The following is a 25,095-nucleotide window of genomic DNA, read 5'->3' on the forward strand; positions in this document are numbered from 1 at the left end:
GTTAAAATAAGACGTAGATGAATACGATAGAATCCCAGAATGTAACAGACTATCCGAACAGCAATACCATTTTTATGGTTTGGAAACTCCATGACAGCCCGCAGCTGAAAGAGGTTTTTCAAAGGCTGTGTGCCCTGGTGCTTAATCTTAATAATTCCGTTTTCAACCGCTTTCCGGACAGCCGGGCGAGCTGTGTAATGGGAATTGGTGCTGAAGGGTGGAAAAAGCTGGATCTTCCGAATCCCCCACCCAGAGAATTGGTCAGTTTTGAAGAAATAAAAGGTATAAAACATACCGCTGTATCCACTCCGGGTGACCTTCATTTCCATTTAAGAGCAGACAATAAAAGTTTGATTTTTGATATGGGAATTGAAATATCCAATCTTTTAAGCTCCGTGGCAGAAAGCATTCTGGAGATTCATGGATTTAAGTATTGGGATGCGCGCTCTATTCTTGGCTTTGTAGACGGAACAGAAAATCCCCATGGTGATGACCGTGATTATTTTGCCAAAATAGGAGATGAAGATCTTCAGTATAAAGGTGGAAGCTACCTTTTTGTTCAGAAATATCTTCACAATATGGCCGCCTGGAAGAGTCTTTCCACAGAAGATCAGGAAAAAGTTATCGGAAGATCCAAAGAAAATGATATAGAAATGTCTGATGATGTAAAACCTTCCAACTCGCATATTGCTTTAGCCAACATCGAAGGTGAAGATGGAGCAGAATTGAAGATTGTAAGAGATAATATGCCATTTGGAAGTCCTTCCTCTAATGAATTTGGAACTTATTTTATTGCCTATGCAAGCACATTTTCTACCACCAGAAAAATGCTCACAAATATGTTTATCGGTAATCCTCCGGGCAATTACGACAGGATTTTAGACTTTAGTACGGCAGTTACAGGAACACTCTTCTTTGTTCCTACCAGGAATATGCTTGATGAATTCTCAGGATAAAATACAAGGCTGTCTCATTCTAAGGCAGCCTTATTATTTATAAAAAAAATAACTTTTTTAAAAATGTTGTAACCTTTTTGGTTTTTGATTGTCTTTAGTATAGAAACGTATAAGCATGAAACTTTTGTTCGGAAATAAAAAAAATGATTTGTTGAGCCTCCTGAAAAAACAGGATCCGGCTGCACAGAAGATTTTCTATGAACAGAATGTCAAAAGATACCTGAGTGTAAGTAAAAGTTATATCAGTGATTTGTATCAGGCAGAAGACTGTCTCATTAAGGCATTCTGTAAAATTTTTAAGCATATTGAAAGCTTCAGAGGAGAATCAAACCTGGACAGCTGGGCAAGAAGAATCGTTGTAAATGAATGCCTGAATTTTATCAAAAGCCACAAAACAGTTTTCTATCTGGACGATATTAATCAATCCTTTTATGAAGATATCCATGAGCCGGAAATTGATTGTGATTTTAATGCTCAGGAGCTATTGGATCAGCTTCCCGATGCCTACAGGATGGTTTTTAATCTGTATGTATTGGAAGGATATTCTCATCAGGAAATTGCTGATGCTTTGCAGATTTCAGTGACTGTCAGCAAAACACAGCTTTTCAGAGCCAAAGAAAAATTAAGAAAGATCTACTTTCAACAACAAAAAAAAGTGAAAAATGAAAACGTTTACAGATAAGATGGAATGCCAGATCAAAAAACAGATTGAGGAAAGAGAGATTGCTCCATCCCGCAATCTGTGGTCTGAAATTGAACTTCATACCGACCGAAATACCCGTTCCCAACCAAAAATGAACTGGTTGTTGGCAGCAGCCTGTTTAATGTTAGCATTCAGCTTGGGAGGTATTCTGCTTTATCTTAACCAGCCTTCGGAAGCTCAACCCAAAATGGTAAAGCATACCGAAAAAAAAGCTGCGGAAGGAGAAATTGTAAAAGATCCGGTAAAGAATACAGCTCCGCTAGCCGTTGATAATAATGATAAAAAGGAAGTGAAAAAAACACTTTTCAAGAATAAAGAAGAAGTTATTTCTCCAATGGCTGTAAATCAGAATAAACTGATTCCTAAAGAAACTCTTCCTCTGAAGAAGCTGGAGATTCCTCAGCTTTCAAATCCTAAACTGATGGCAAAAGCCGACTCTTTAAAAGTTCCGGTTAAAAAGAAAAAATATGTGGATCCTTCCACGCTTCTTTTCTCAGTAGAACATAAAGATGTCATCGAAAAAACAAAGGATGGAAGCAATGTAGCGACCACTATTGATCTGAATGCCAGATAATTTATCCGTAAAAATTTAAAAATTAATAATATGATCAAGAAATTAATCGTAATGGGATTGCTATGCAGTATTTCAGCATCATTCCATGCGCAGAAGAAAGGGCTGAATATTAACCTGTCTTCTAAAAAAGACACCGAGGTCAGCCCGATCGTAAAGGAGAAAGTAGAGGAATATGCCGCAAAAATCAATACCATCATTCAGGAAGAAAAAAAGCTGATGGAAGAAGAACTGGTGGTTTTGCAGGCCAGAAACCTTGATAAAGCAGATTTCGACAGAGAAAAAGCCCAGATTGCAGACCGATATTCTGAGAAAATGGATAAAAGAATCGAGGAGCTTGGGTTTGATCTGGACGATGTCATCCAAAAGCAGGTAAGATATTCTCTTTTGAACACCGATGTTACCTCCAAAGAAGAGCTTAAAGAAAAGCTGTTGAAAAAATTCCGCCCCAGCAGAAGCTTTACAGGATATTTCTCTTACGGCATTATGACTTTAACAAACAGTGCCGCGGACAATGAACTTGATAAAAACATAGGATATGCCAATAATCTGGAATTTGGTCTTAAGCTGAACTATCAGCTCAGCAGAACAAGTCCCTGGGCAATAACTTCCGGAGTGGGATTTTCATGGAGGACCGTAAGAGCAGATAACAATATGATGTTTGTAAGGAACGCAAGCCAGGGAGTAGCGCTGGCTCAATACAGTGAAAATCTTGAGAAAAGTAAGTTAAGAACAGGATATATTATGATCCCTCTTGGTGTACAGTATAATTTTTCCAAACTTAAAAACGCAGGAATGGATATCCAGTACAGAAGTTATTACACAGGATTTAAAATTGGAGCCAATGTATATGGAGGCGTGAAAATGTCTACCAACAATATTGTAAAAGGAATTGATGGAGAAACAAGAGACCGTGGAAACTATCAGGTGAATCCTTTTGTGTATGGGGCACAGCTTACGTTTTCATACAACAGTTTCAGTGTCTTTGTGAAAAAAGATTTCAGTAATTTCTTTAAAGACAGTTATTTCAAAAATGATAAAGCACTGATATTCGGCTTAGCCATCGGATTAGATTAAATTAAATATATTTTGATTGCAAAACGAAAAACTCCGGAAAAATTGCCCGGAGTTTTTACATTGTATCAGTTATAGAATCATTATTTTAAGCTTCCAACCATATCTTCTGGTTTCACCCACTCGTCAAACTGTTCAGCAGTTAACAGACCAAGATTGATGGCTTCTTCTTTCAACGTTGTTCCGTTTTTATGGGCTGTCTTCGCAATCTTAGCAGCATTTTCATATCCTATATGAGTATTTAAAGCCGTTACAAGCATTAAAGATTTGTCCACCAGTTCTTTAATTCTCTCATGATTCGGCTCAATACCTACTGCACAATGATCATTGAAGGAAATGCATGCATCAGCAATCAGCTGCGCAGACTGTAAAAAGTTATAAGCCATTACCGGTTTGAAAACGTTCAGTTCATAATTTCCCTGAGTTCCTGCAAAGGAAATGGTAGTATCGTTTCCTAAAACCTGTGCGCAAACCATGGTCATTGCTTCATTTTGCGTTGGGTTTACTTTCCCCGGCATAATAGAAGAACCCGGTTCATTCTCTGGAATATGAATTTCCCCAATTCCCGAACGCGGCCCGGAAGCCAGTAATCTGATATCCTGAGCAATTTTATATAAAGAAACCGCCAGCTGCTTTAAAGCTCCGTGAGATTCTACAATCGCATCGTGGGCTGCAAGAGCTTCGAATTTATTTTCTGCGGTAATGAAAGGATGATTTGTAAATCGGGCAATGTATTCCGCTACTTTTACATCGTATCCGTTGGGCGTATTTAATCCTGTACCTACAGCGGTTCCTCCCAAAGCCAGTTCTGAAAGGTGAGGCAGTGTGTTTTTTAAAGCTCTCAACCCGAATTCCAATTGAGCCACATATCCGGAAAATTCCTGCCCTAGAGTAAGTGGAGTGGCATCCATCAGGTGGGTTCTGCCAATCTTTACTACATCTTTGAAAGCTTTCGATTTCTCAGCCAACGTATTTTTTAGTTTTTCTACAGCCGGAATGGTTACTTCCACCACTTTTGTATAAGCAGCTATGTGCATGGCGGTTGGGTAAGTATCATTGGAAGACTGGGATTTATTCACGTCATCATTCGGGTGAATTTCAGATTTTTCGCCTAAAGTTCCTCCGTTATTCACATGAGCTCTGTTGGAAACTACTTCATTCACATTCATGTTAGACTGCGTGCCGGAACCCGTCTGCCAGATTACCAATGGAAACTGGTCATTCAGTTTTCCTTCAAGAATTTCATCACATACTTTCGCAATCATATCTCTTTTTTCAGCAGGAAGTACTCCCAGATCCGTATTGGCATAAGCAGCGGCCTTCTTGAGATGAGCAAAAGCTTCAATGATTTCATGCGGCATTGAACCTTCAGGCCCTATTTTGAAATTGTTTCTTGAACGTTCCGTCTGTGCACCCCAAAGTTTATCTGCAGGTACCTGCACTTCTCCCATGGTGTCTTTTTCTATTCTGTAATTCATATTATTTATTTGATTTTTCTTTTGTTAAAATGAGATCCTTTATATCGGGCATATTCCTCCCCACATCATAGCTTATAAAACATATTGGGCCAACTGATTTTAAATTTAATTTCATGCTGTTCTGCAAGACATTAGATAGAGTTAAAGTTCCTGTGGAAAATATGCAATCTTCATAACGTTGTGAAGAAAATTTAGCCTCTTTAATAGAAATAATAAACTCATTTTTTTCATTAGCTGTTACATCAGATTTTAGAATGGTAAACCTTTCATTTTGAAAATTGATAAACGAAAAAGTAATAGAATTGGGGGCATTTTCCAAAATCTCAAACTTAATGGGATGGCCCTCAACTTTTCCGGTCCAAGTTCCCGAAAGTTGTATTGTATTTTCCCACTGGCCGAAGCTGTTACTGTACATTACGAGACAGAAAAAAATAACTAATATATTTTTCATTCAATTGAGTTATGTAATTTTTAAATCTTTTACTATTACAATAACTGTCTATAAAGGTACTTATAAACTCAGAAACCGCCAATTTATAATCATTATAAATATCAATTTAAGTGACTGATTTTACTCATATTTTTTTAAGGAGGCGTATTTTTGCACAAACAAAAATTGAATGGATTTTAGATATCAGGATCCGTATCCTATTCAGAAAGACGATACGGTGTACAAAAAGCTTACATCAGACTATGTAAAGGTGGAAAAACTGGGTGAAAGAGAAATTTTAACAATAGATCCCAAAGGATTGGAGCTGTTAGCTGAAGAAGCGATGGCAGATGTTTCTTTCATGCTTCGTTCTTCACACCTGGAAAGCCTTAGAAGAATTATTGACGATCCTGAAGCTACAGATAACGACAGATTCGTAGCGTATAACCTTCTGCAAAATGCTGCCGTAGCGGTTGAAGGAGCTCTTCCTTCCTGTCAGGATACCGGTACAGCCATTGTAATGGGGAAAAAAGGAGAAAATGTATATACGGGAGTAGATGATGGTGAATATTTAAGCAAAGGAATCTTCAATACCTATCAGAAAAGAAACTTAAGATATTCTCAGGTTGTGCCTTTAACGATGTTTGATGAGAAGAATTCCGGATCTAACCTTCCTGCACAGATTGATATCTATGCTAAAAAAGGAGATTACTACGAATTTTTATTCCTAACAAAAGGGGGAGGTTCTGCCAACAAAACATTTTTATATCAGAAAACAAAATCTTTGTTGAATGAAAAATCTCTTGAAGAATTCATCAAAGAAAAGATTTCAGACCTGGGTACCGCAGCATGCCCGCCATATCATTTAGCATTGGTCATTGGAGGAACTTCAGCAGAAGCGAACCTTGCAGCAGTTAAAAAAGCATCCGCAAAATATTACGATCATCTACCGACTGAAGGAAATGAGGCCGGACAGGCTTTCAGAGACCTTGAATGGGAAGCTAAAGTGCAGAAAATCTGCCAGGAAAGTGCCATCGGAGCTCAGTTTGGAGGAAAATACCTTACACACGATGTAAGAGTAATCAGACTTCCGAGACACGCTGCGTCTTGCCCTGTAGGAATGGGGGTTTCCTGTTCTGCAGACAGAAATATCAAAGGAAAAATTACCAAAGAAGGAATCTTCCTGGAACAGTTGGAACAGGATCCGAAAAGATTTTTACCAGATACCCCTCCACACTTGGAAGAAGCCGTTGAGGTTAACCTGAATAAACCAATGCCGGAAATTCTTGCCGAGCTATCAAAATATCCAATCAAAACCAGATTGAAACTGAACGGTACCCTGATCGTTGCAAGAGATATTGCTCACGCAAAAATCAAAGAAATTATCGACAGCGGAAAACCAATGCCTGAATATTTCAAAAACCACCCGATCTATTATGCAGGACCTGCAAAAACTCCGGAAGGAATGGCTTCAGGAAGTTTCGGGCCTACTACTGCCGGAAGAATGGACGTGTATGTAGATGAGTTCCAGAGCCATGGCGGAAGCATGATCATGCTGGCAAAAGGAAACAGAAGTAAAGATGTTACCAATGCCTGTCATAAATACGGAGGTTTCTATCTTGGATCTATCGGAGGACCTGCTGCTATTCTTGCCAAAGACAATATTGTGTCTGTAGATGTAGTAGACTTCCCGGAATTAGGAATGGAAGCAGTAAGAAAAATTGAAGTAAAAGACTTCCCTGCATTCATTATTTCCGACGATAAAGGAAACGATTTCTTCGCAAATCTTGCCCACTAATTAGTTTAAAATTAAAATAAATAACAAAATAGAGCACTGATCTTTTGTGTAAAAAAGAAAAAAGTTCTATTTTTGCCTAAAATCTTTAAGAGAATGATAACGATATTATCAGCATTTTGGCCATTTTACCAGTTCCTTTGGACTATATTCTTCATTACGATGTTTTTAGTAGGTTTCTGGTGTATTTTTATGTTCTTCGGATTAGTAATCCCAATGTGGCTAACTGAAGGTTTGAAGGAGTATTTCGGAAAAGTAAAGCCTTTCGACCCTGAAGATATCAGAAGAAAGCTTATTACGGAGCAGGAAGGTGTAGAAGTTATCTATAACGAGCCTAAAGGAAACGGACCTTTCCTTCACGATCACGGACATCATCATTAATTGATTGTCATTGCTTTTTCACCTGAATTCTGAAAAAGTAATATCAAAGCAAAACAACATATACAAAACCGCTTAATTAAATTTGGGCGGTTTTTCTATTTATTATTTCTCAGACTTTCAGGAGAAACTCCGAATTTCTTTTTGAAAGCCCTTGTAAAGTTCTGCAGGTATTCATATCCGCACTCAATGGCAATTTCTTTGATCATCATCTCTTTATGGATGATCAGCTTTTTTGCTTTCAGCATTCTGAGCTCCGAAATATAATGAGCAATTGTCGTATGATACTGAGCTTTGAATTCCTTTCTGATGATATTTTGATTCATTCCCATATACTTTGCAATTTCTTCTGCCTTTATATTTCTGTGGTAATTTTCATCAATGAACTTTCTGATGATTTCCGGTGTTTTTGGAAAGGACTTCAATGTGTTTTTCTCATTGAACTGTTCAAAAATCAGAATCAGCAGTTTTATGATCTCTGCTTCTATAAATAACTTCTGCATAATGCCTTTCTTGGTATAGCCCAGCATCTCCTTTACAATCATATGCATTTCGACCGTCATGTCCGGTGGTGTTTCTTTATGAAGGAAGATAAAATGATTATGGATCATATTTTCCAGAATTTCGGCATTCTCACGATTATGTTCTGGATTGATGAGGTTAAAAATATACTGATAATTAATCTGAATCTGAAGATATCTCAGGGTTTCCTCGCTTTCTGTCCATAATTCCGCAACACTTTCCTCAGGTGAATAATGCAGGATGTATTGATTTTTCTTGAATAAAAACTGGGTGCCGCAATCGTGAGCTTTCAGGTGTATACCATCACTCAGCAGGAAAATAAGATTAAAACTGAACTTCCCTTCCTGTATATAAGATCTGAAGAATTGTTCATGACACAGTTCTTCCTGCATGATGATTTTGATGTCTTCGGATCTGAATAAAATCCCACTTCCTGATGATTTCCTCATACAACACATTTTACAGCCATGGTACAATTTCTTTAGGGAAAGCCCTTCGCAGGATAACCAAAAGTTCATAAATGATAACCCGGGATTAATAATGTAAGGTACTTTTGCGCAAAATTAAATTAAATTTAGAATAATTAAAAATAATATTTATATGTTTAAAGATTTACATTTTGTAATACAGAAAATAAGAACAGGAATAGCATTGCTAACTGTTGCCGGAAGCTGTATATATGCACAGCAATGGGAAAATGTAGGAGGCATTCAGGATGTATCTGCGGGAGGAAGCAGTTTTAATAATCTTGTTATTGATAACTCAGGAAATTACTATCTGTCCTATTATGATGTTTCAGTAGCCAAAGGTTCTGTTCAGAAATTTAACGGAAACTCATGGTCTTACTTAGGCGGAACACCAGGAGTTACTACAGGAACAGCCACTTACAACTCATTATCGGTAAGCCCGAACGGAAACAGTATTTATTATACCAATCAGCTTGGTTATCCGGGCTCCGGAATGGAAGTACGATTGTTTACAGGATCATTATGGTCTCAGCTCCCAAATGCTACGGAAAATCCTGTTAATTACCAGGCGTCTGCAGTTTCTTCAGATAATATCATATTTACTTACGGATCTTATGGCTCGGGAACTGTAAAAAGATATTTTGGGGGAGCATGGGCGCAGATCGGAAATGCAGGCTTCTCCGGAGGTGCTGATTTTGCTGAAATGGTTATCGGAACCAATAATACGATCTACACATGCAATGTTTCAGGAGGCGTAAAAGTGTATCAAAATAGTACCAGTGCAGACTCAACGCATAACTGGACTTTGGTAGGCGGAGCAGCCGCAGCCGCCGCTTCATCAGGCGAGCAATACAATGCTGATATTGCTTTAGATGGAGCCAATACAATTTTTATAGCCTATGTTTCTGATGCAGCAGGAGGTAGAAAACTGAATGTAAAAAAATTTGACGGAAACTCTTGGGTGCAGGTAGGAAATGCCAATTTCTCAGAAGGAAGCGTACAGCATATTGCCCTGGCAGTAACAGGCTCCGGAACCCCTTACGTCGTGGCCAGCCGTTTTGAAAATGATAATTTCCTCAGAAATACCGTTTATAAATTAGACGATTCACAAAACTGGGTTCCTTTTGGAGGTGATTTTGTTTCGGATGGTGAGGCAAAATATAATGATCTTGCAATAGATAAAGCACAGAATTATCTTGTTTTGGCTTATTCTGACAATACAACAAAAGTTAAAAGAATCTCTCTGAACCTGAACCCGCTGACATGCAGCAATACAGATCCTGGAGCCAATGCAGGTGATGTTGGCTGTGTAACTTTTATGTACCGAGGCCAGCAGGTTGCTTATACTACGGTAAGAGGATCAGACGGAAAAATATGGCTCCAGCAGAATTTGGGAAGTGCACAGGTAGCTTCATCAGTATCTGATGCCAATTCGTATGGAGATCTTTTTCAGTGGGGAAGATGGGATGACGGGCATCAGCTCAGAAATTCTCAGGTAGTACAGGCACCATCACCTAACACACCGGAAGGAACAGGCACAACAGCAGGAGGTTATATTGCAGGATCTCCGGCATGGTGGGCAGGCTTTTCTGGTGGAGATACATGGAACGGAGCCTCCATTGCAGATGTGAATGCTTCTGTAGGAGTAGATCCTTGTAAAGCCATTGGGCCAGACTGGAAAATGCCTTCTCAGACAGATTGGGCTACTTTAGTAAGCTCTGAAGGAATTGCTAACCCTGCAACAGCCTATAACAGCCATCTTAAATTACCGGCAGGAGGATTCAGAAGCTCAAGTGATGGAAACTTTACGTATGTAGGACAAAGAGGATATTTCTGGAGTTCTGATACCTCAAGCTCAGGAGGAAAATATCTGTATATCGGGACTACTATTGCCAATCCATCAGCTGGTGCTATGAGAGGGCAGGGAGCATCCGTAAGATGCATTAAGCCCACATCTTCTTTAAGCACATCTGATATTACGTTAAATAAAGCTGTCGTAGGAGTGTATCCTAACCCTACAAAAGAAATTCTGATGGTAAAATCTGACGCAGCGATTGAAAAAGTAAACGTTACCAATGCAGTAGGTCAAAGAATGAATGTACAATTCTCGGATAACCAGATCAACATGACCGAACTTCCTTCTGGATTATACATCGTAGAATTAAAATTAAAGAACGGACAGATTGTTTCTAAAAAAATTATAAAAGATTAATTTGTTTCAAAAGATATTCGTCATATAAAAAATAGTTCATTACCATTACTTTTATGGGAGGCTCATGAAATTTTCATGAGCTTTTTTATTTGTTTTTCTCCCCAAAATGAAATATCGTATCAAAATAGTAAGGATGAAAGAAAAATAATATTATATTCGAAAAAAAATAAGACATGAAAAAATTTTATTCCGTTGTTTTTCTGCTGATTACAATCGTTGTTTTTGGGCAGATCAATTACACCATTACCCCCAATCCATTCAATGAAACAGATGCTATTACGCTTACTGTTCCGGGTGATCAGATTGACGAATCTGCATGGGGTGTATCCAATAATGCTATTTATATCTGGAGCTGGTCTTTTGATACCAATTATCAGAACAGCCAGGATTGTCCTACGAATGGAAGCTGGAACAATTCCAATGACTTGAATAAGCTGAATTACAATGCTGCAACAGACAGCTATTCACTGACTTTTACCCCCACTGCTTTCTTCGGAAGAACAGGCATCGGAAGATTTGGATTTTTATTAAAAGATAAAACAGGGGCACACCAGACTTCACCTGATATTTTTGTCAACGTGGGTACTTTAAGTCTAAACCTTACCAATCCACTGGCCAATAGCCTTACCACAGTTCCTGTTGGAAATTCAGTCAGTGTTACGGCATCAACTAACGTTAATGCAACATTTCAGTTAAAAGCTAACGGAATTGTTGTAAACTCTACAACAACTCCTTCGCAATCTTATTCTTACAGTTACACTGTCACTCAGGATGCCAGTATGGAGCTTGTAGCAACACAGGGAACCAGTTCTAAAACGGCAGCATTCATTGTACAGGTTCCGAGAAATGTAGTCTCTGAAGCAATACCCAACTGGATCAGACAGGGAATTAACTATCATCCGACAGATCAGACCAAAGTTGGGCTTGCCTTATATGCACCAGGTAAAAGTTTTGTTCATGTTATCGGAAGTTTCAATAACTGGACAGTGAATGATTCTTATCTAATGAAAAAAGATACCACAAATCCTGATCTGTACTGGATTGAGCTCAACGGAATCACTCCCCAGCAGCTCTATACTTTCCAATACAGAACCAATGATTTGAGAAAAGTGGCTGATCCTTACTCACCACAAATCTTATCTTCTTATGATGACCAGTGGATTTCGGCTTCTACGTATCCCAATTTACCTGCATTTCCTGCAGGACAGGGTTTTGAAGTTTCAACATTTAAAACAGGTCAGACTGCTTATAATTGGCAGGTTACCAATTTTCAGAGACCTGCGAAGGAAGATCTGCTGGTTTATGAATTACTGTTGAGAGACTTTACGCAGGAAAAAAACTGGCAGTCACTGATTGATAAAATTACTTATTTAAAGAATTTAAAAATCAATGCCATAGAATTAATGCCGATCATGGAGTTTGAAGGAAACCTTTCCTGGGGATATAATACTTCCTTCCATTATGCCTTAGACAAAGCCTATGGAACTCCGGAAAAATTCAAAGAATTTGTAGATCTGTGCCACCAAAACGGGATTGCTGTGATTCTGGATGTGGCGTTTAACCATGCTACAGGACGTTCTCCTTTGGTAAGACTTTGGAATGTAGATCCGGATGGAGACGGCTATGGCGATGTGGCGGCAAACAATCCTTACTTTAATCAGGTTCCGAAACATTCATACAATGTTTTCAATGATTTTAACCATACAAGTCCTTCAACGCAATATTACGTTGAAAGATGTCTTCAGCAGTGGCTGACAGAATATCACATAGACGGATTCCGTTGGGATTTAACAAAAGGATTTACGCAAAGCTGTTCTGAAAACGATGAAGCCTGTACCAACGCTTATCAGCAGGACAGAGTGGATATCATGAAGCACTACGCAGACAGGCAATGGGCCCTGGATCCAAATTCTTACATGATCTTCGAACATCTTGGAACAGACGCAGAAGAACAGCAATGGGCCAACTACAGAATAGCAGAAGGAAAAGGCGTTATGCTTTGGAATAAGCAGACAGATCCATACAACCAGAATACGATGGGATATCAGGAAAACAGCAATTATGACCGTATGAACCACAGTCTTCACGGCTTTACCAATATGAGTGCTGTAGGCTATGGAGAAAGCCATGATGAAGAAAGACTGATGTTTAAAAACCTTGCCTACGGTGCAGTCAACGGAAGTTACAATGTGAAAGACCTGAATACTGCTCTTGAAAGAATGAAAACTTTCGGTGCAACCTTCTTTACCATTCCCGGCCCGAAGATGATCTGGCAGTTCGGAGAATTAGGATATGAATTCAGCATCAACAGATGTGCGAACGGTTCCATAGACAATGGCTGCAGAACCGATGAGAAACCCGTTGCATTTACCTTAGGATATGATACCAATGCAAACAGAAAAGCAGTGTATGATACCTGGGCTAAAATCATTACGATCAGAAATAGCCATCCGGTTTTTAAATCCAAGACTTACAGCATAGAATCCAATAACCTTACAAATGATCCTAATGGTCTGATCACAAGAATCTATGTATATGATACAACGATTACAACAGGTACCAAAAACGTTGTCGTATTGGCCAATTATACTACTTCTGCGCAGAATGTGGTGCCTTACTTCCCTTACACAGGTCAATGGCAGAACCTGATGGACGACAGTATTTCGAATGTAACCTCCACAACGGCTCCGATTACTTTGCAGCCGGGAGAATTCAGGATCTTTGGAAATTATGCAGGTGCTTTGTCAACCGTAGATACCAATGCTGCCTATAAATTATCCCTTCAGATTGCAGATAACCCGGTAAAAAATGGAGCCCCTAAGTTCGTTTTCAGCAAAGCGAAAAACGGAGAAATTTCAATCTTTGATATGACGGGTAAAAAGCTTGATTCATTCAAACTGGATAAAGAAAACGGTTCATATGAAGCAAAATTCAGTTATCCTGCAGGAACTTACCTGGTACAGCTGAAATCAGACACAGGAATAGCCATACAAAAGATGATCATTAAATAAAAGTGTAAACAAGTTCCATAAAAAATAAAAGGCAAATTTGCAGTGTAGCAGATTTGCCTTTTTTTGTACATTTAAAAAAATAGTCTACTTTTGCAGTAGATTTATCAAGAAAGGTGGAGGGATTTGGCCCCGTGAAACCTTAGCAACCTGCACGGTTTCAGAAGTGTAAAGGTGCTAATTCCAACCCTTGGGGAAGATAAGTGAAGTTTGTACTCTATATGAATTCCATTTCTTGAAATCTTGTGTATCTGCGGAAAGATCCGTCGGATCCGTATTATTAACTGGCAAGAACAAAATGAAAAAATTAAGCACAGCTGTATTACTGCTTGGCGCAGTTCTGGCAGCTGCCCAGGAGAGTGAAGAAAAAGGAAATCAGATCGAAGATATCATCATCGTCGGAAACCGTAATGTGAAAAGGACAAAGCTGGAGACACCGGTTCCTGTAGATGTCATCAATATTGATAAAATCCAGAGAAGTTCTCCGCAAATGACGGCTCAGGATCTTCTGAACTATGTCATCCCGTCATTTAATGCAGTGAGGCAGTCTGCGTCTGATGGAACAGAACATATAGATCCAGTATCGCTAAGGGGGATGGGGCCGGATCAGGTTTTAGTATTACTTAACGGAAAAAGGAGACATTCCACCTCGTTGGTAAACTATCAGAATACAGTGGGAAATGGCTCTGTTGGAACAGACCTGAGTGCCATTCCGGTAATTGCTATTGACAGAATAGAAGTGCTTAGAGACGGAGCAGCCGCACAATACGGTTCCGATGCCATTGCGGGAGTGATCAATATTATTCTTAAAAAAAATGAAGGAGCATCAGCAAGTCTTACTTACGGAGTAAGCGGACGGAATGACGGGGATACTTACCAGGCAGGAGCCAACTACGGAACTTCATTAGGAAAGAAAGACAGTTATATTAATCTTTCACTGCAGCTAAGTCATAGAGGAAAAACCACAAGAACTCAAAATCATGATCTCGATATTTTCGGGAATAATTTTGCCTATGCATTTGCCGATGATCCCGCCGCAGCAAGAGCGGCAGATGATGAAAAGATTAAAGAAAGAGGATTAACCCGTGACGATTTTAATTTTCAGATCGGAGATGCCCAGATCAGACAGGGACAGCTGTTTTTCAATGCAGAATATCCTTTTAATGATAACTTTAAAATGTATTCTTTCGGAGGTTTCAGCATCAAAGAAGGAAAGGGTTTTGGCTTCAGAAGACTTCCAAGCGAAACATCGAATGTGGTTTCATCCATTTATCCGAATGGCTTTCAGGCTAATCTTGCCTCTCAGGTTTATGATGTTTCCTATGCTGTAGGAGCAAAATATAATGCGAACGATTGGTTTTTTGACCTTAGCAATACCTTTGGAAGCAATACTTTCAATTATAACGTAAACAACACCAATAATGCTTCACTCGGGGCAAAATCACCTACAAATTTTTATGCCGGAGCACACAGCTTCCTTCAGAATACCATTAATCTTGACGTTTCCAAAAATATAAACCGTTTTAACGTCGCATTCGGAGGAGAATTCAGATTTGAACAATACCAGATCAAAGCAGGAGATGAGGCCTCTTATACTCAGTATGACATCAATGGAAATGTTGCCACTGAAGGATCTACAGTACTTGGTGCGGGCGGGTCTCAATCCTTTATCGGGTTTTCTCCCGGCAATGCATTGAAGAAAGACAGGCATTCCACCGCAGTGTATGCTGATATTTCGTATGATTTGGATAAAAAATTAAATATTGATGCCGCTGCCAGATTCGAAAATTATTCAGATTTCGGAAATACGCTGAATGGAAAGCTTGCGGTAAGGTATGAATTTATAAAAAACTATGCAGTACGGGCAGCGGTTGGAACAGGATTTAGAGCGCCTTCGCTTCAACAGCAGTATTTTAATAACTCTTATGCCGATATTTCTACTTCCGGTTCCGGAATTGTCACCAAAGGAATTTTCAGGAATGATAGTGATGCCGCGAAAATTCTGGGATTTGACAAACTCAAACAGGAAACCTCCGTCAATGCAAGTGCAGGATTTACCCTGAGACCATTAAATAAGCTTTCCATCTCCGTTGATGGATATTGGATAAAAGTAAAGGACAGGATTGTAATTACCAGCAATATCACTGATCCAAGATTAGAGCAGTTTAACGTAGAAAGCGGAAGATTCTTTGCCAATGCCGTTGATACCGAAACAAAAGGAGTAGATGTAGTAATATCTTACGACTGGATTCTAGGAAACGGGAATTTAAATATCAATCTTGCCGGAAATTATACCGAAACAAAAATCACAGATTTCCATTTTCCGGAAAATTTAGGAACACCGCAAAATGAATTCTTTGGCCCGGATCAGATCAACATCATTGAAACATTGTCTCCCAAAACAAAAGCTTCATTAGGATTAAATTATGGAATCGGCAAGTTCAATTTTCTCGTAAGAAATACCTATTTTGGTAAAGTAATAAGAGACGGCTATCCTTTTGGAGGTGTGCAGGAGTTCTCCCCGAAAGTTGTAACCGACATCAGTGTTGGGTATGATATTACAAAAAGTATCAACTTTACAGTAGGAGCTAACAATGTATTTGATGTCTTCCCGGATCGTCAGATTTACGAAAATTCATATTATGGAGTCTTTAAGTATGCACCGGTGCAGATGGGAACACTGGGAAATTATTTCTTTGGAAGGCTTAATTTTAACTTCTAACCGTTAAATGAGTACTACCTCACATCAGATTGGCTGGAAAACAGCCGCAGCCATTGTCGTTTCCAATATGATCGGAACGGGAATTTTTACAACACTGGGATTTCAGTTATCCGATATTACCAATACCTACAGTATTTTTCTGCTATGGAGTATAGGAGGGGTCCTCGCGCTGTTCGGAGCTTTTTGCTATGCTGAACTGGGCTCACACTTTAAAGGCAACGGAGGTGATTTTATCTATCTTAAAGAAACCTATCATCCGATTTTTGGATATCTGATCAGCTGGGTTTCCCTGATTATTGGATTTTCTTCTCCCGTTGCACTGGCGGCCTTAGCCATGTCAAAGTACCTTTCCGTATTTGATTATTCCTTTGGAAACGGTTTTGCCATTGCTGCCATTTTCCTCGTTGCCATTGCTTTGTCATTTAGCTTAAAAACATCCAGCAGGTTTCATAACTTTTTTACATTCATTAAGATCGCTTTTATTATTGTGCTGATTATTTTGGGCGTAGGACTTTCGGATTCACCACACATTGGAAATAGTCTGAACTTCAGTGACAGCTGGAAGAATGAGATTATGCTTCCGGCTTTCGCCACTTCGCTGGTATTTGTCACCTATTCCTACACAGGCTGGAATTCGGCGTCCTACATCGCAGGAGAAATAAAAGATGTTCAGAAGAACCTACCGAAATCACTGATTATAGGAACTGTTTTCGTGACGGTAAGCTATATTCTGGTGAATTATATTATGCTGAAGCACGCTCCTATAGAACAATTGGCAGGAAAGGAAGACGTGATGGGCGAAGCAGCGGTTAATATGCTGGGACCAGCATTTGGAAAGTTCGTCAATATTTTTATCGCCCTGCAGCTCGTTGCAACAATTAGCGGCTACCTGTGGGTAGGATCAAGATTAACCCAGGCTTTTGCTAAACATACCTATATTTGGAAACCATTGTCAGCAGGTAATGAAAAAGGAATTCCGGTAAAAGCAATTTTTGCCCATGCAGTAATTGCTGCCATTATTATTCTGACAGGAAGTTTCAAAGAAATCTTTGTCTATACAGCTTTTATTTTACAGCTTTTTGCAAGCCTCGCTATCTCTACCGTATTCTTCCTGAAGAAAAAGGACAGAAAAATCTTTAAATCGAATGCGTTCTACATTTTTCCGGCAGTTTTTTTATTGTTCAGTCTTTACATTCTCTATTTTACATTTATTCATAACCCTAAAGAAAGCGTTATAGGTCTGGGAATTATTGCAGTGGGAATTATTTTATATCTGACAGACAGAAGACTCTCCAAAAGAGCTTAAAGCCGGTTTTACATTACCTAAAGCCAGATAAACAATTTATAATCGGCAGTTTTTGTCATTTCGTATCCTTTATCCCTAGTGCTCAAAAATTTATGATGATCCGGAATTTTAATTTTGAATTAATAATCCTTATCTTTGCACCCACAAAATTTCTACAATGTCTAAATCATTAATTCCAAAATTAGAAGCTATAAAACAAAGATATAATGAGGTTGCCGACCTTATTATACAGCCTGATGTCATTTCAGACCAAAAAAGATATTCTTCTTTGAACAAAGAATATAGTGATTTGGGAAAAATTGTAAGAGTTTACGATCAGTACAAAGGCGCACTGGACAGTATTGCAGAATCTGAAGAGATCATTGCAGACGGTTCAGACAGAGATCTGGTAGATCTTGCTAAAGAAGAAAAACTGGAAGCTCAGGCTAAACTTCCTGCACTGGAAGAAGAACTGAAAGTATTACTGATCCCTAAAGATCCGGCTGATGACAAAAACGTTATCGTGGAATTACGTGCCGGAACAGGAGGAGATGAAGCAGCAATTTTCGTTGAAGATATCTACAGAATGTATACCATGTATTTTAAAACAAAAGGATGGAGACATGAAGTAACAGATTCTAATGAAGCGGCTAAAGGGTACAAAGAACTCATCATGAAAGTGGAAGGAGAAGGAGTATACGGAATCATGAAATTCGAGTCCGGAGTTCACCGTGTACAGCGTGTACCTGAAACAGAATCTCAGGGAAGAGTGCACACTTCTGCCATCACCGTTGCTGTTCTTCCGGAAGCTGAAGAGGTGGATTTTGAACTGAATCCTGCTGATATTGAAATGCAGACATCACGTTCAGGAGGTGCCGGAGGTCAGAACGTAAACAAGGTTGAAACGAAAGTTCAGCTTACCCACAAGCCTTCAGGACTTGTTGTAGTATGTCAGCAGGCTCGTTCCCAGCTGGCGAACCGAGAGTTGGCAATGGAAATGCTAAGAACAAAACTATACGATATCGAATTGCAGAAAGTACAGGGAGACATAGCAGCACAGCGTAAATCTATGGTTTCTACCGGAGACCGTTCTGCTAAAATTAAAACCTACAATTACCCGCAAGGTAGAGTTACAGACCACAGAATCAACAAGTCTATGTACAACCTTGATGCTTATATGAACGGAGATATTTCTGAAATGATTGATGCCGTAATCATGGCGGAGAACGCAGAGAAAATGAAGGGGGAAGAAGAAAATTACTAAAATTAAAAACAATAAGAAATAAAGCCTCTGACTTTTCAGGGGCTTTGTTTTTCCCAATAACAAAACAAAATATAAACTATGAAAACCTACAAAATTATTCTGCTGCTGATGCTTATCATGATGGGGCAGCAGCTTAGGGCTCAAACCGAGGTAAAGAAACCTAGAGAAGCCTTTGAACTGTTTTTTGGTACTTTTGTGAACAATGATGAAGCTGCATTAACGAAGCTTAATGACTATTTAAAGCCTACAGTAGACGGGCAGGTAGCGTACCAGGTGAATTTTAAAGAAACTTCTCAGGAAATGATCAACGCCAGTGTAGAGAGCTTTCTTTCAGCCTTTCCTAAAGCTACGGCTGCAGCCAATAAAAAAGAAGCTGAAGACTATTTCAAAGGAATGTTTGATAATTTTAAAAAAGGAAAACTCACCGTTAAAGAGGTAAAAGTGGTTCCAAATGAATATGTTGAAGGACAAAAAATAGCAGAAGTAAGCTACTCTGTCAACTTCCTGGTTCCGTCAAAACTGACTTCCGGACCCAAAGGCGACCTGAATAAAGTAAAAGCAGAAGACCTTAGAAAATACCTCGTTCAGGCAGCACAGGAATTTAAGAATGCTGATAAAACGGTAACAACTGATCAGAACTTTACTTTATACGAATTAAAAGAAGGCGATAAAATATACTATTGGAATGGCAGTCCGGATGAGATTGTTTCCAACCTTACCGATTTTTATTTTGAAAGCTTCGGCGCTAATGAATAGCTGAAAAACATATCACAACTAAAAGTCCCAATGTAAAGGGGCTTTTTTTATTTCGCTTACTTTGCGTATTTTTGAGAAAAACCGATCAGTATGAATTTTAAACCTATATTGTTAACGGCTGGAGTCCTATTTTCAGCATCTTTTTATTCTCAGAAAATGAATTATCCTAAGGCATTAAAAGGAAGCCAGACAGATACCTATTTCGGTACTGCCGTTTCTGATCCTTTCAGAGATCTGGAAAATGATTCTGAACCTACAAAAAAATGGGTAGATGAAGAAGTAGCATACAGCCAGAATTATCTTTCTAAAATTCCGTTCAGGGATAAAATCAAAAACCAGCTGAAAGATATCTGGAACTATGAGAAAATTTCAGCCCCTTTCAAAGAAGGAGATTATACCTATTATTATAAAAATGATGGTTTACAGGCTCAGTCTGTTCTCTACAGAACAAACAATAAGACCAACGCTACAGAAGTATTTTTAGATCCGAATAAATTTTCCGAAAAAGGAACTACCTCACTTTCTAATCTTTCATTCAATAAAAAAGGAAACCTTGCCGCGTATTCTATTTCTGAAGGAGGAAGTGACTGGAATAAGATAATTATCATCGACGCAGTAACCAAAAAACAGATTGATGAAACATTACTGGATGTAAAATTCAGCGGAATTTCATGGCAGGGAGACGAAGGATTCTACTATTCAAGCTATGACAAACCAAAAGAAGGAACCGTACTCTCCGGAATGACGGATAAGCATAAGGTATATTTCCATAAATTAGGAACAAAGCAGTCTCAGGATAAATTGATTTTCGGCGGCGATAAAACACCTAGAAGATATCTTAGTGCAGGGGTTTCCGAAGATCAGAGATACCTGATTATTTCGGCTGCCAATGCTACCAACGGGAATGAACTGTACATTAAAGACCTTAAAAAAGGCGGCGATTTTGTACAAATTATGAGCGGATTTGACATCAATGCCAGCATCGTGGATACACAAGGGGATGATCTTTTCATCTTTACAGATAAAGATGCCCCGAATATGCGTCTTGTAAAAACTACCATTGCGAATCCCGCTCCTTCAACGTGGAAAGATGTAATTCCGCAGACAGAAAATGTTTTAGGAATTTCTTCAGGTGGAGGATATTTCTTTGCAACCTATATGATTGATGCTATAGATCAGGTAAAGCAGTTCGATAAAACAGGAAAATTGATTAGAGAAATTACCCTTCCCGGAAAAGGAAATATCTCAGGATTCGGAGGAAAGGAAAAAGAGAAAGAGGTTTATTTTTCTTTCAGCAATTATATCACGCCGGGTACAACGTATAAATTCAACGTAGACTCAGGAAAATCTGAAGTCTATCAAAAACCTAAAGTGAAGTTTAATCCGGATGATTATGTTTCTGAACAGGTCTTCTATACTTCCAAAGATGGGACAAAAGTTCCTATGATGATCAATTATAAAAAAGGAACCAAGCTTGACGGTAAAAATCCTACTATTCTATACTCTTATGGAGGTTTCAACATAAGTCTGCAGCCTTCATTCTCCGTAGTAAACGCGATCTGGATGGAAAATGGCGGTATCTATGCGGTTCCAAACATCCGTGGTGGAGGTGAATATGGTAAAAAATGGCATGATGCGGGAACAAAACAACAGAAGAAAAATGTTTTTGAAGACTTTATAGCTGCCGGAGAATATCTTCAAAACAAAGGTTATACTTCCAAAGAATATATGGCACTGTCAGGAAGATCAAATGGCGGATTACTAGTAGGAGCTACCATGACTATGAGGCCGGATCTGGCAAGAGTTGCCTTTCCTGGAGTAGGAGTTTTGGATATGTTGCGATATAACAAATTTACAGCTGGAGCAGGATGGTCTTACGATTACGGAACTGCAGAAGACAGCAAAGAAATGTTTGAATATCTGAAATCCTATTCTCCGGTGCACAACGTAAAAGCAGGAACTTGCTATCCATCTACAATGATCATCACCAGTGATCATGATGACAGAGTAGTTCCGGCACACTCATTCAAATTCGGAGCAGAGCTTCAGGAGAAACAGGCATGCAAAAATCCTATTCTTTTGAGAATTGAAAAAAATGCAGGACACGGCGCCGGAAGATCTACAGATCAGGTGATCAGTGAAAATGCAGATCTTATTTCATTTGCTTTATTTGAGATGGGAATAAAGAAATAAGTAGATAAAAATATAATATTTATGAAACCGACTATTTTGTTTAAAATTTGTCGGTTTTTTTATGGAGTTATTGTTTGTAATTCTTATTTTTATGCCGGATATTAAAAGTTTATTAATTCTAAATTAATTAAGTAATTATGAAAAAAAGAATTTTACTAGTTTGTGCTTTGGCAGCTGGGCTTTCCAGCGTTAATGCACAGAGGTGGGAGCCTGCCTCGCAAAAGACATCACAGATCAGAAAGGAAGTAGAAGTTCAGTATTCTTACCGGGTTGATTTACAGTCTCTGAGAAATATTTTGAAAGATGCTGTAGAAACAGGAAAAGGGGCTCAGGCTGTTATTGTTTCTCTTCCTACGGCAGAAGGGAAAATTGAAAAATTTGCTGTTTACAGTGATCCGGTGATGGAAAAATCTATGGCAGACAGATATCAGCTGGGATCTTACGTAGGAGTAGGAGTAGATGACCCAGGTAAATATGTGAGATTCAGTACTGCACCTACCGAAATGCAGTCTATGATCATCAAAGACGGGAAATTCCAGTTTATCGAGCCTATTACTACAGATAAGCAGGTTTATGGGGTTTTCTATAAGACGAAGAGAACAGAAAGCGAACACGGATTTGAGTGTTCTACAAACGAAAAGAACTCTAAAGACATAAAAGCATTAGAAGCTAATGGTAAAAAGACCCTTTCTAATGTAGGAATAACCAATAGACCATCAAGTACAAAATTCAGAACGTACAGATTGGCAGTTTCTGTTACCGGAGAGTATACCCAATACTTTATGAACTTGGCAGGTGTGCCAGCTACAGCTACAGATGATCAAAAGCGAGCTCCGGCGCTGGTTGCCATTAACAACACGATGAGCCGTGTGAACGGGGTATTTGAAAAAGATTTCGGAATAAAATTATTGGTTCAGAACTTCCCGAATATTATTTACACAGATCCAAATGCAGATCCTTATTCAATTGCTGATGATGGGGTAAATGGAGCGTGGAATCTGGAACTTCAGAACACAATGACATCTCAGGTAACCAATGCAAACTACGATATCGGACACTTATTTGGTGCTTCAGGAGGAGGTGGAAATGCAGGATGTATAGGTTGTATATGCGTTGACCCTACCACCAGCGTACCTGCAGGTAAAGGATCAGGATTTACTTCTCCATCTAATAATGTTCCAAGCGGAGATTCTTTTGATATTGATTATGTCGCGCATGAGATGGGACATCAGTTAGGAGGGAATCATACATTTTCAAATAAATCGGAAGGAAGCAATGTTAATGTAGAGCCGGGAGGAGGAACTACTATTATGGGATATGCGGGGATCACAAGTGATAATGTTCAAATGTCTTCGGATGCTTATTTCCACTATAAATCAGTAGATCAGGTTTTAACGAATTTAGAAGGTAAGCCTGCAACATGTGGTACATCAGAAAATATTACTAATAATACCCCACCTGTAATTGCAGCCCTTACATCATATACAGTTCCTAAAGGAACCGCCTATTATCTTGATGCATCAGCAACAGATGCAGAAGGAGATGCTATTAATTATACTTGGGAACAGACAAATAGTGTTACCGGCTTAGCTTCAATTTCAGGAGACACAGGATGGGGATACAATACACAAGGAGCTTTAACAAGATCCCGTTTTGGAACGAGCAGTGGAAGAAGATATTTCCCAAGCCTTCCTCTGGTGATGAATGGAATTCTTACCAATAAAACTGATGCCGCAAATAATCCTAACCCGAATTGGGAAACTGTTTCTTATGTTCCTAGAACCGTAAGCTATGCTGTAACTGTTAGAGATCAAAACGCACAAAGACCAATGCTTTCTTCTTCAGAAGTTAATACAGTGATTGGAAATGACGGACCTTTTAAGTTTAACGGACTTACTACATCATCAGTATTATATAAAAATGCTAATAACGTTATTCAGTGGGAAGTAGCCAATACCAATACAGCTCCTTATAACTCACCAAACGTTAAGATTGATTATACTTCGGATAATGGAGCAACCTGGACAGACTTAGTAGCTTCTACCCCAAATACAGGTAGCTTCACAGTACAGATGCCTAATACAATCACGACACCAATTAAGTTGAGAATATCAGCAATTGGTAACGTTTTCTACGCCGTTTCTCCTCAAGTTACAGTGGCGGATGCTCCTACTTCTACAACTGCTGCCCCAACAGGGCTTACAACAATAAGTACAGAGGTATTTAAGACAACAGCCAGAGTATCCTGGAATAGCGTACCTGGAGCAACTTATTCTGTTAATTATAGAAAGCAGGGCGTTTCAACTTGGTCAAATACAACCAGTACGACGAATTCAGTGGTGCTAACAGGCCTTGAAGATGAAACAAATTATGAAGTACAGGTAGCAGCCGTTGTAAACAGCGTTCCTGGTGCATTTTCTAATAACTATGTATTTAAAACAAACGGCTTAAAGACTGGTATTGATTATTGTATAATGAACTCAGGAACTTCTTATGTCGGAGCAATCAGAAAAGTAACAGTAGCAAATCTTGTTTATGACGATCCTTCATTAAGATCTTATAAAGATTTATCTGAGGATCCTAGTAAGATTATCAATTTGGTTCAAGGAACTGCATATGCTATTACACCTGTAGTAAGACAGGCATTTAGCAATTCAAATGTTCCTTTAAATCTTTCTGTTTGGATTGATTATAACAGAAATGGAGTATTTGAAATATCTGAAAGAGTAATTACTGTTTCTGGAGGTGTTCCGGCAGGAAGCGTTAGCTTTGGTGCTCAAAACTTTACAGTGCCTTCAACAACGTATGCAGGAGATAAACTTTTAAGAATGAGAATTGTTACCAAGTATAACACTGGTGCCTTAGCGAGTGCATGTGGAGACATTACAACAGGAGGAGGTTCAGTAATGGATCTGCCGGTAAAAATTACAACTACCCTTGCCGTAAACGAAACAAAAGATGTAAAATCATCAGAAATTTCAATTTACCCGAACCCTGCAGATACTTTCGTAGAAGTGAAAAATCTGAAAGGAAAAGCAGATTATAAAATCTATACTGCAGACGGAAGATTAGCTCAGGAAGGACAGATTGACGGACAGAGAATCAACGTTGCTTCATTAATCAAAGGGATGTATGTAATCACGATAAAAGATGACAAAAATACCTACAATACGAAGCTTATCAAAAAATAAGCAGACGATACACCAATAAGAAAGGCCGGGCATTCGCCCGGTCTTTTTCTTTCGCTAAAATAGAGAAAAACAGAATGTTAACAGAAGTTT

At 38.9% G+C, this 25,095-nt stretch carries 17 protein-coding genes and 1 riboswitch; of the genes, 14 read left to right on the plus strand and 3 right to left on the minus strand.

Features of this window, described 5'->3' with window-relative positions; all coding sequences use genetic code 11:
* Window positions 1–17 precede the first annotated feature (17 nt).
* From BLW74_RS18545 to BLW74_RS18560, 4 genes are all read left to right on the plus strand, one after another.
* Window positions 18–956, plus strand: a complete 939-nt coding sequence (locus BLW74_RS18545; protein ID WP_089694870.1) for a Dyp-type peroxidase — start codon at window positions 18–20, stop codon at window positions 954–956.
* A gap of 115 nt (window positions 957–1,071) precedes the next feature.
* Complete coding sequence (locus BLW74_RS18550) at window positions 1,072–1,638, plus strand: RNA polymerase sigma factor (RefSeq protein ID WP_089694872.1); 567 nt, start codon at window positions 1,072–1,074, stop codon at window positions 1,636–1,638.
* Entirely contained in the window at window positions 1,619–2,233 is a 615-nt protein-coding gene (locus BLW74_RS18555) for a hypothetical protein (protein WP_089694874.1), read from the plus strand. The genes BLW74_RS18550 and BLW74_RS18555 overlap by 20 nt, the downstream gene beginning before the upstream one ends.
* A 30-nt stretch (window positions 2,234–2,263) precedes the next feature.
* Entirely contained in the window at window positions 2,264–3,307 is a 1,044-nt protein-coding gene (locus BLW74_RS18560) for an outer membrane beta-barrel protein (protein ID WP_089694876.1), read from the plus strand.
* 80 nt (window positions 3,308–3,387) lie between these two features.
* On the opposite strand, the gene fumC is transcribed toward BLW74_RS18560, so the two are convergent.
* Together fumC and BLW74_RS18570 are read right to left on the minus strand one after the other, a co-directional pair.
* Window positions 3,388–4,782 carry a class II fumarate hydratase gene (gene fumC, locus BLW74_RS18565; RefSeq protein WP_089694878.1) on the minus strand — a complete coding sequence of 465 codons (1,395 nt, stop codon included), beginning with the start codon at window positions 4,780–4,782 and terminating at the stop codon, window positions 3,388–3,390.
* Window position 4,783: 1 nt separating this feature from the next.
* Window positions 4,784–5,233 (minus strand): hypothetical protein, encoded by a 450-nt coding sequence (locus BLW74_RS18570; protein WP_089694880.1) that lies wholly within the window; start codon window positions 5,231–5,233, stop codon window positions 4,784–4,786.
* 169 nt (window positions 5,234–5,402) lie between these two features.
* Here BLW74_RS18570 and BLW74_RS18575 point away from each other — a divergent pair, with 169 nt between their 5' ends.
* The gene (locus BLW74_RS18575) at window positions 5,403–7,010 is read left to right on the plus strand and encodes a fumarate hydratase (protein WP_089694882.1); all 1,608 of its coding nucleotides are present in this window, start codon (window positions 5,403–5,405) and stop codon (window positions 7,008–7,010) included.
* 93 nt (window positions 7,011–7,103) lie between these two features.
* Window positions 7,104–7,388, plus strand: a complete 285-nt coding sequence (locus BLW74_RS18580) for a hypothetical protein (protein ID WP_171006268.1) — start codon at window positions 7,104–7,106, stop codon at window positions 7,386–7,388.
* Between the two features lie 95 nt (window positions 7,389–7,483).
* Here the strand turns inward: BLW74_RS18580 and BLW74_RS18585 are convergent, their stop codons facing one another.
* Complete coding sequence (locus BLW74_RS18585) at window positions 7,484–8,356, minus strand: helix-turn-helix transcriptional regulator (protein WP_167358473.1); 873 nt, start codon at window positions 8,354–8,356, stop codon at window positions 7,484–7,486.
* Between the two features lie 151 nt (window positions 8,357–8,507).
* Between BLW74_RS18585 and BLW74_RS18590 the strand changes: the two genes are divergently transcribed.
* The 8 genes from BLW74_RS18590 to BLW74_RS18625 all read left to right on the plus strand — a co-directional run bounded on the left by BLW74_RS18590 (window position 8,508) and on the right by BLW74_RS18625 (window position 25,005).
* Entirely contained in the window at window positions 8,508–10,586 is a 2,079-nt protein-coding gene (locus tag BLW74_RS18590) for a T9SS type A sorting domain-containing protein (protein ID WP_089694886.1), read from the plus strand.
* Between the two features lie 173 nt (window positions 10,587–10,759).
* On the plus strand, window positions 10,760–13,597 hold the full coding sequence (locus tag BLW74_RS18595) for an alpha-amylase family glycosyl hydrolase (protein ID WP_089694888.1): 2,838 nt from the start codon (window positions 10,760–10,762) through the stop codon (window positions 13,595–13,597).
* 98 nt (window positions 13,598–13,695) lie between these two features.
* Window positions 13,696–13,800: riboswitch (SAM riboswitch) on the plus strand.
* A 92-nt stretch (window positions 13,801–13,892) separates the two neighbouring features.
* Window positions 13,893–16,316 (plus strand): TonB-dependent receptor plug domain-containing protein, encoded by a 2,424-nt coding sequence (locus tag BLW74_RS18600; protein ID WP_089695256.1) that lies wholly within the window; start codon window positions 13,893–13,895, stop codon window positions 16,314–16,316.
* A gap of 7 nt (window positions 16,317–16,323) precedes the next feature.
* Complete coding sequence (locus tag BLW74_RS18605; RefSeq protein WP_089694890.1) at window positions 16,324–17,622, plus strand: APC family permease; 1,299 nt, start codon at window positions 16,324–16,326, stop codon at window positions 17,620–17,622.
* Window positions 17,623–17,779: 157 nt separating this feature from the next.
* On the plus strand, window positions 17,780–18,865 hold the full coding sequence (prfA, locus tag BLW74_RS18610; RefSeq protein WP_089694892.1) for a peptide chain release factor 1: 1,086 nt from the start codon (window positions 17,780–17,782) through the stop codon (window positions 18,863–18,865).
* 78 nt (window positions 18,866–18,943) lie between these two features.
* A complete protein-coding gene (locus tag BLW74_RS18615) occupies window positions 18,944–19,621 on the plus strand; it encodes a hypothetical protein (RefSeq protein ID WP_089694900.1) in 678 nt (225 codons plus the stop codon).
* A gap of 90 nt (window positions 19,622–19,711) precedes the next feature.
* Window positions 19,712–21,814 (plus strand): prolyl oligopeptidase family serine peptidase, encoded by a 2,103-nt coding sequence (locus tag BLW74_RS18620; RefSeq protein ID WP_089694902.1) that lies wholly within the window; start codon window positions 19,712–19,714, stop codon window positions 21,812–21,814.
* 137 nt (window positions 21,815–21,951) lie between these two features.
* The gene (locus BLW74_RS18625; protein WP_089694904.1) at window positions 21,952–25,005 is read left to right on the plus strand and encodes a reprolysin-like metallopeptidase; all 3,054 of its coding nucleotides are present in this window, start codon (window positions 21,952–21,954) and stop codon (window positions 25,003–25,005) included.
* Window positions 25,006–25,095 lie beyond the last annotated feature (90 nt).

The organism is Chryseobacterium culicis, assembly GCF_900108365.1.
GTDB lineage: Bacteria > Bacteroidota > Bacteroidia > Flavobacteriales > Weeksellaceae > Chryseobacterium > Chryseobacterium culicis.

Excerpts from the sequence above, each read along its gene's own strand:
- BLW74_RS18570 (WP_089694880.1), bottom strand. The coding sequence starts at position 5,233 with ATGAAAAATATATTAGTTATTTTTTTCTGTCTCGTAATGTACAGTAAC.
- BLW74_RS18590 (WP_089694886.1), top strand. The coding sequence starts at position 8,508 with ATGTTTAAAGATTTACATTTTGTAATACAGAAAATAAGAACAGGAATA.
- BLW74_RS18550 (WP_089694872.1), top strand. The coding sequence starts at position 1,072 with ATGAAACTTTTGTTCGGAAATAAAAAAAATGATTTGTTGAGCCTCCTG.
- fumC (WP_089694878.1), bottom strand. The coding sequence starts at position 4,782 with ATGAATTACAGAATAGAAAAAGACACCATGGGAGAAGTGCAGGTACCT.
- BLW74_RS18600 (WP_089695256.1), top strand. The coding sequence starts at position 13,893 with ATGAAAAAATTAAGCACAGCTGTATTACTGCTTGGCGCAGTTCTGGCA.
- BLW74_RS18560 (WP_089694876.1), top strand. The coding sequence starts at position 2,264 with ATGATCAAGAAATTAATCGTAATGGGATTGCTATGCAGTATTTCAGCA.
- BLW74_RS18595 (WP_089694888.1), top strand. The coding sequence starts at position 10,760 with ATGAAAAAATTTTATTCCGTTGTTTTTCTGCTGATTACAATCGTTGTT.
- BLW74_RS18575 (WP_089694882.1), top strand. The coding sequence starts at position 5,403 with ATGGATTTTAGATATCAGGATCCGTATCCTATTCAGAAAGACGATACG.
- BLW74_RS18555 (WP_089694874.1), top strand. The coding sequence starts at position 1,619 with ATGAAAACGTTTACAGATAAGATGGAATGCCAGATCAAAAAACAGATT.
- BLW74_RS18615 (WP_089694900.1), top strand. The coding sequence starts at position 18,944 with ATGAAAACCTACAAAATTATTCTGCTGCTGATGCTTATCATGATGGGG.
- BLW74_RS18625 (WP_089694904.1), top strand. The coding sequence starts at position 21,952 with ATGAAAAAAAGAATTTTACTAGTTTGTGCTTTGGCAGCTGGGCTTTCC.
- BLW74_RS18620 (WP_089694902.1), top strand. The coding sequence starts at position 19,712 with ATGAATTTTAAACCTATATTGTTAACGGCTGGAGTCCTATTTTCAGCA.
- prfA (WP_089694892.1), top strand. The coding sequence starts at position 17,780 with ATGTCTAAATCATTAATTCCAAAATTAGAAGCTATAAAACAAAGATAT.
- BLW74_RS18605 (WP_089694890.1), top strand. The coding sequence starts at position 16,324 with ATGAGTACTACCTCACATCAGATTGGCTGGAAAACAGCCGCAGCCATT.
- BLW74_RS18545 (WP_089694870.1), top strand. The coding sequence starts at position 18 with ATGAATACGATAGAATCCCAGAATGTAACAGACTATCCGAACAGCAAT.
- BLW74_RS18580 (WP_171006268.1), top strand. The coding sequence starts at position 7,104 with ATGATAACGATATTATCAGCATTTTGGCCATTTTACCAGTTCCTTTGG.
- BLW74_RS18585 (WP_167358473.1), bottom strand. The coding sequence starts at position 8,356 with ATGAGGAAATCATCAGGAAGTGGGATTTTATTCAGATCCGAAGACATC.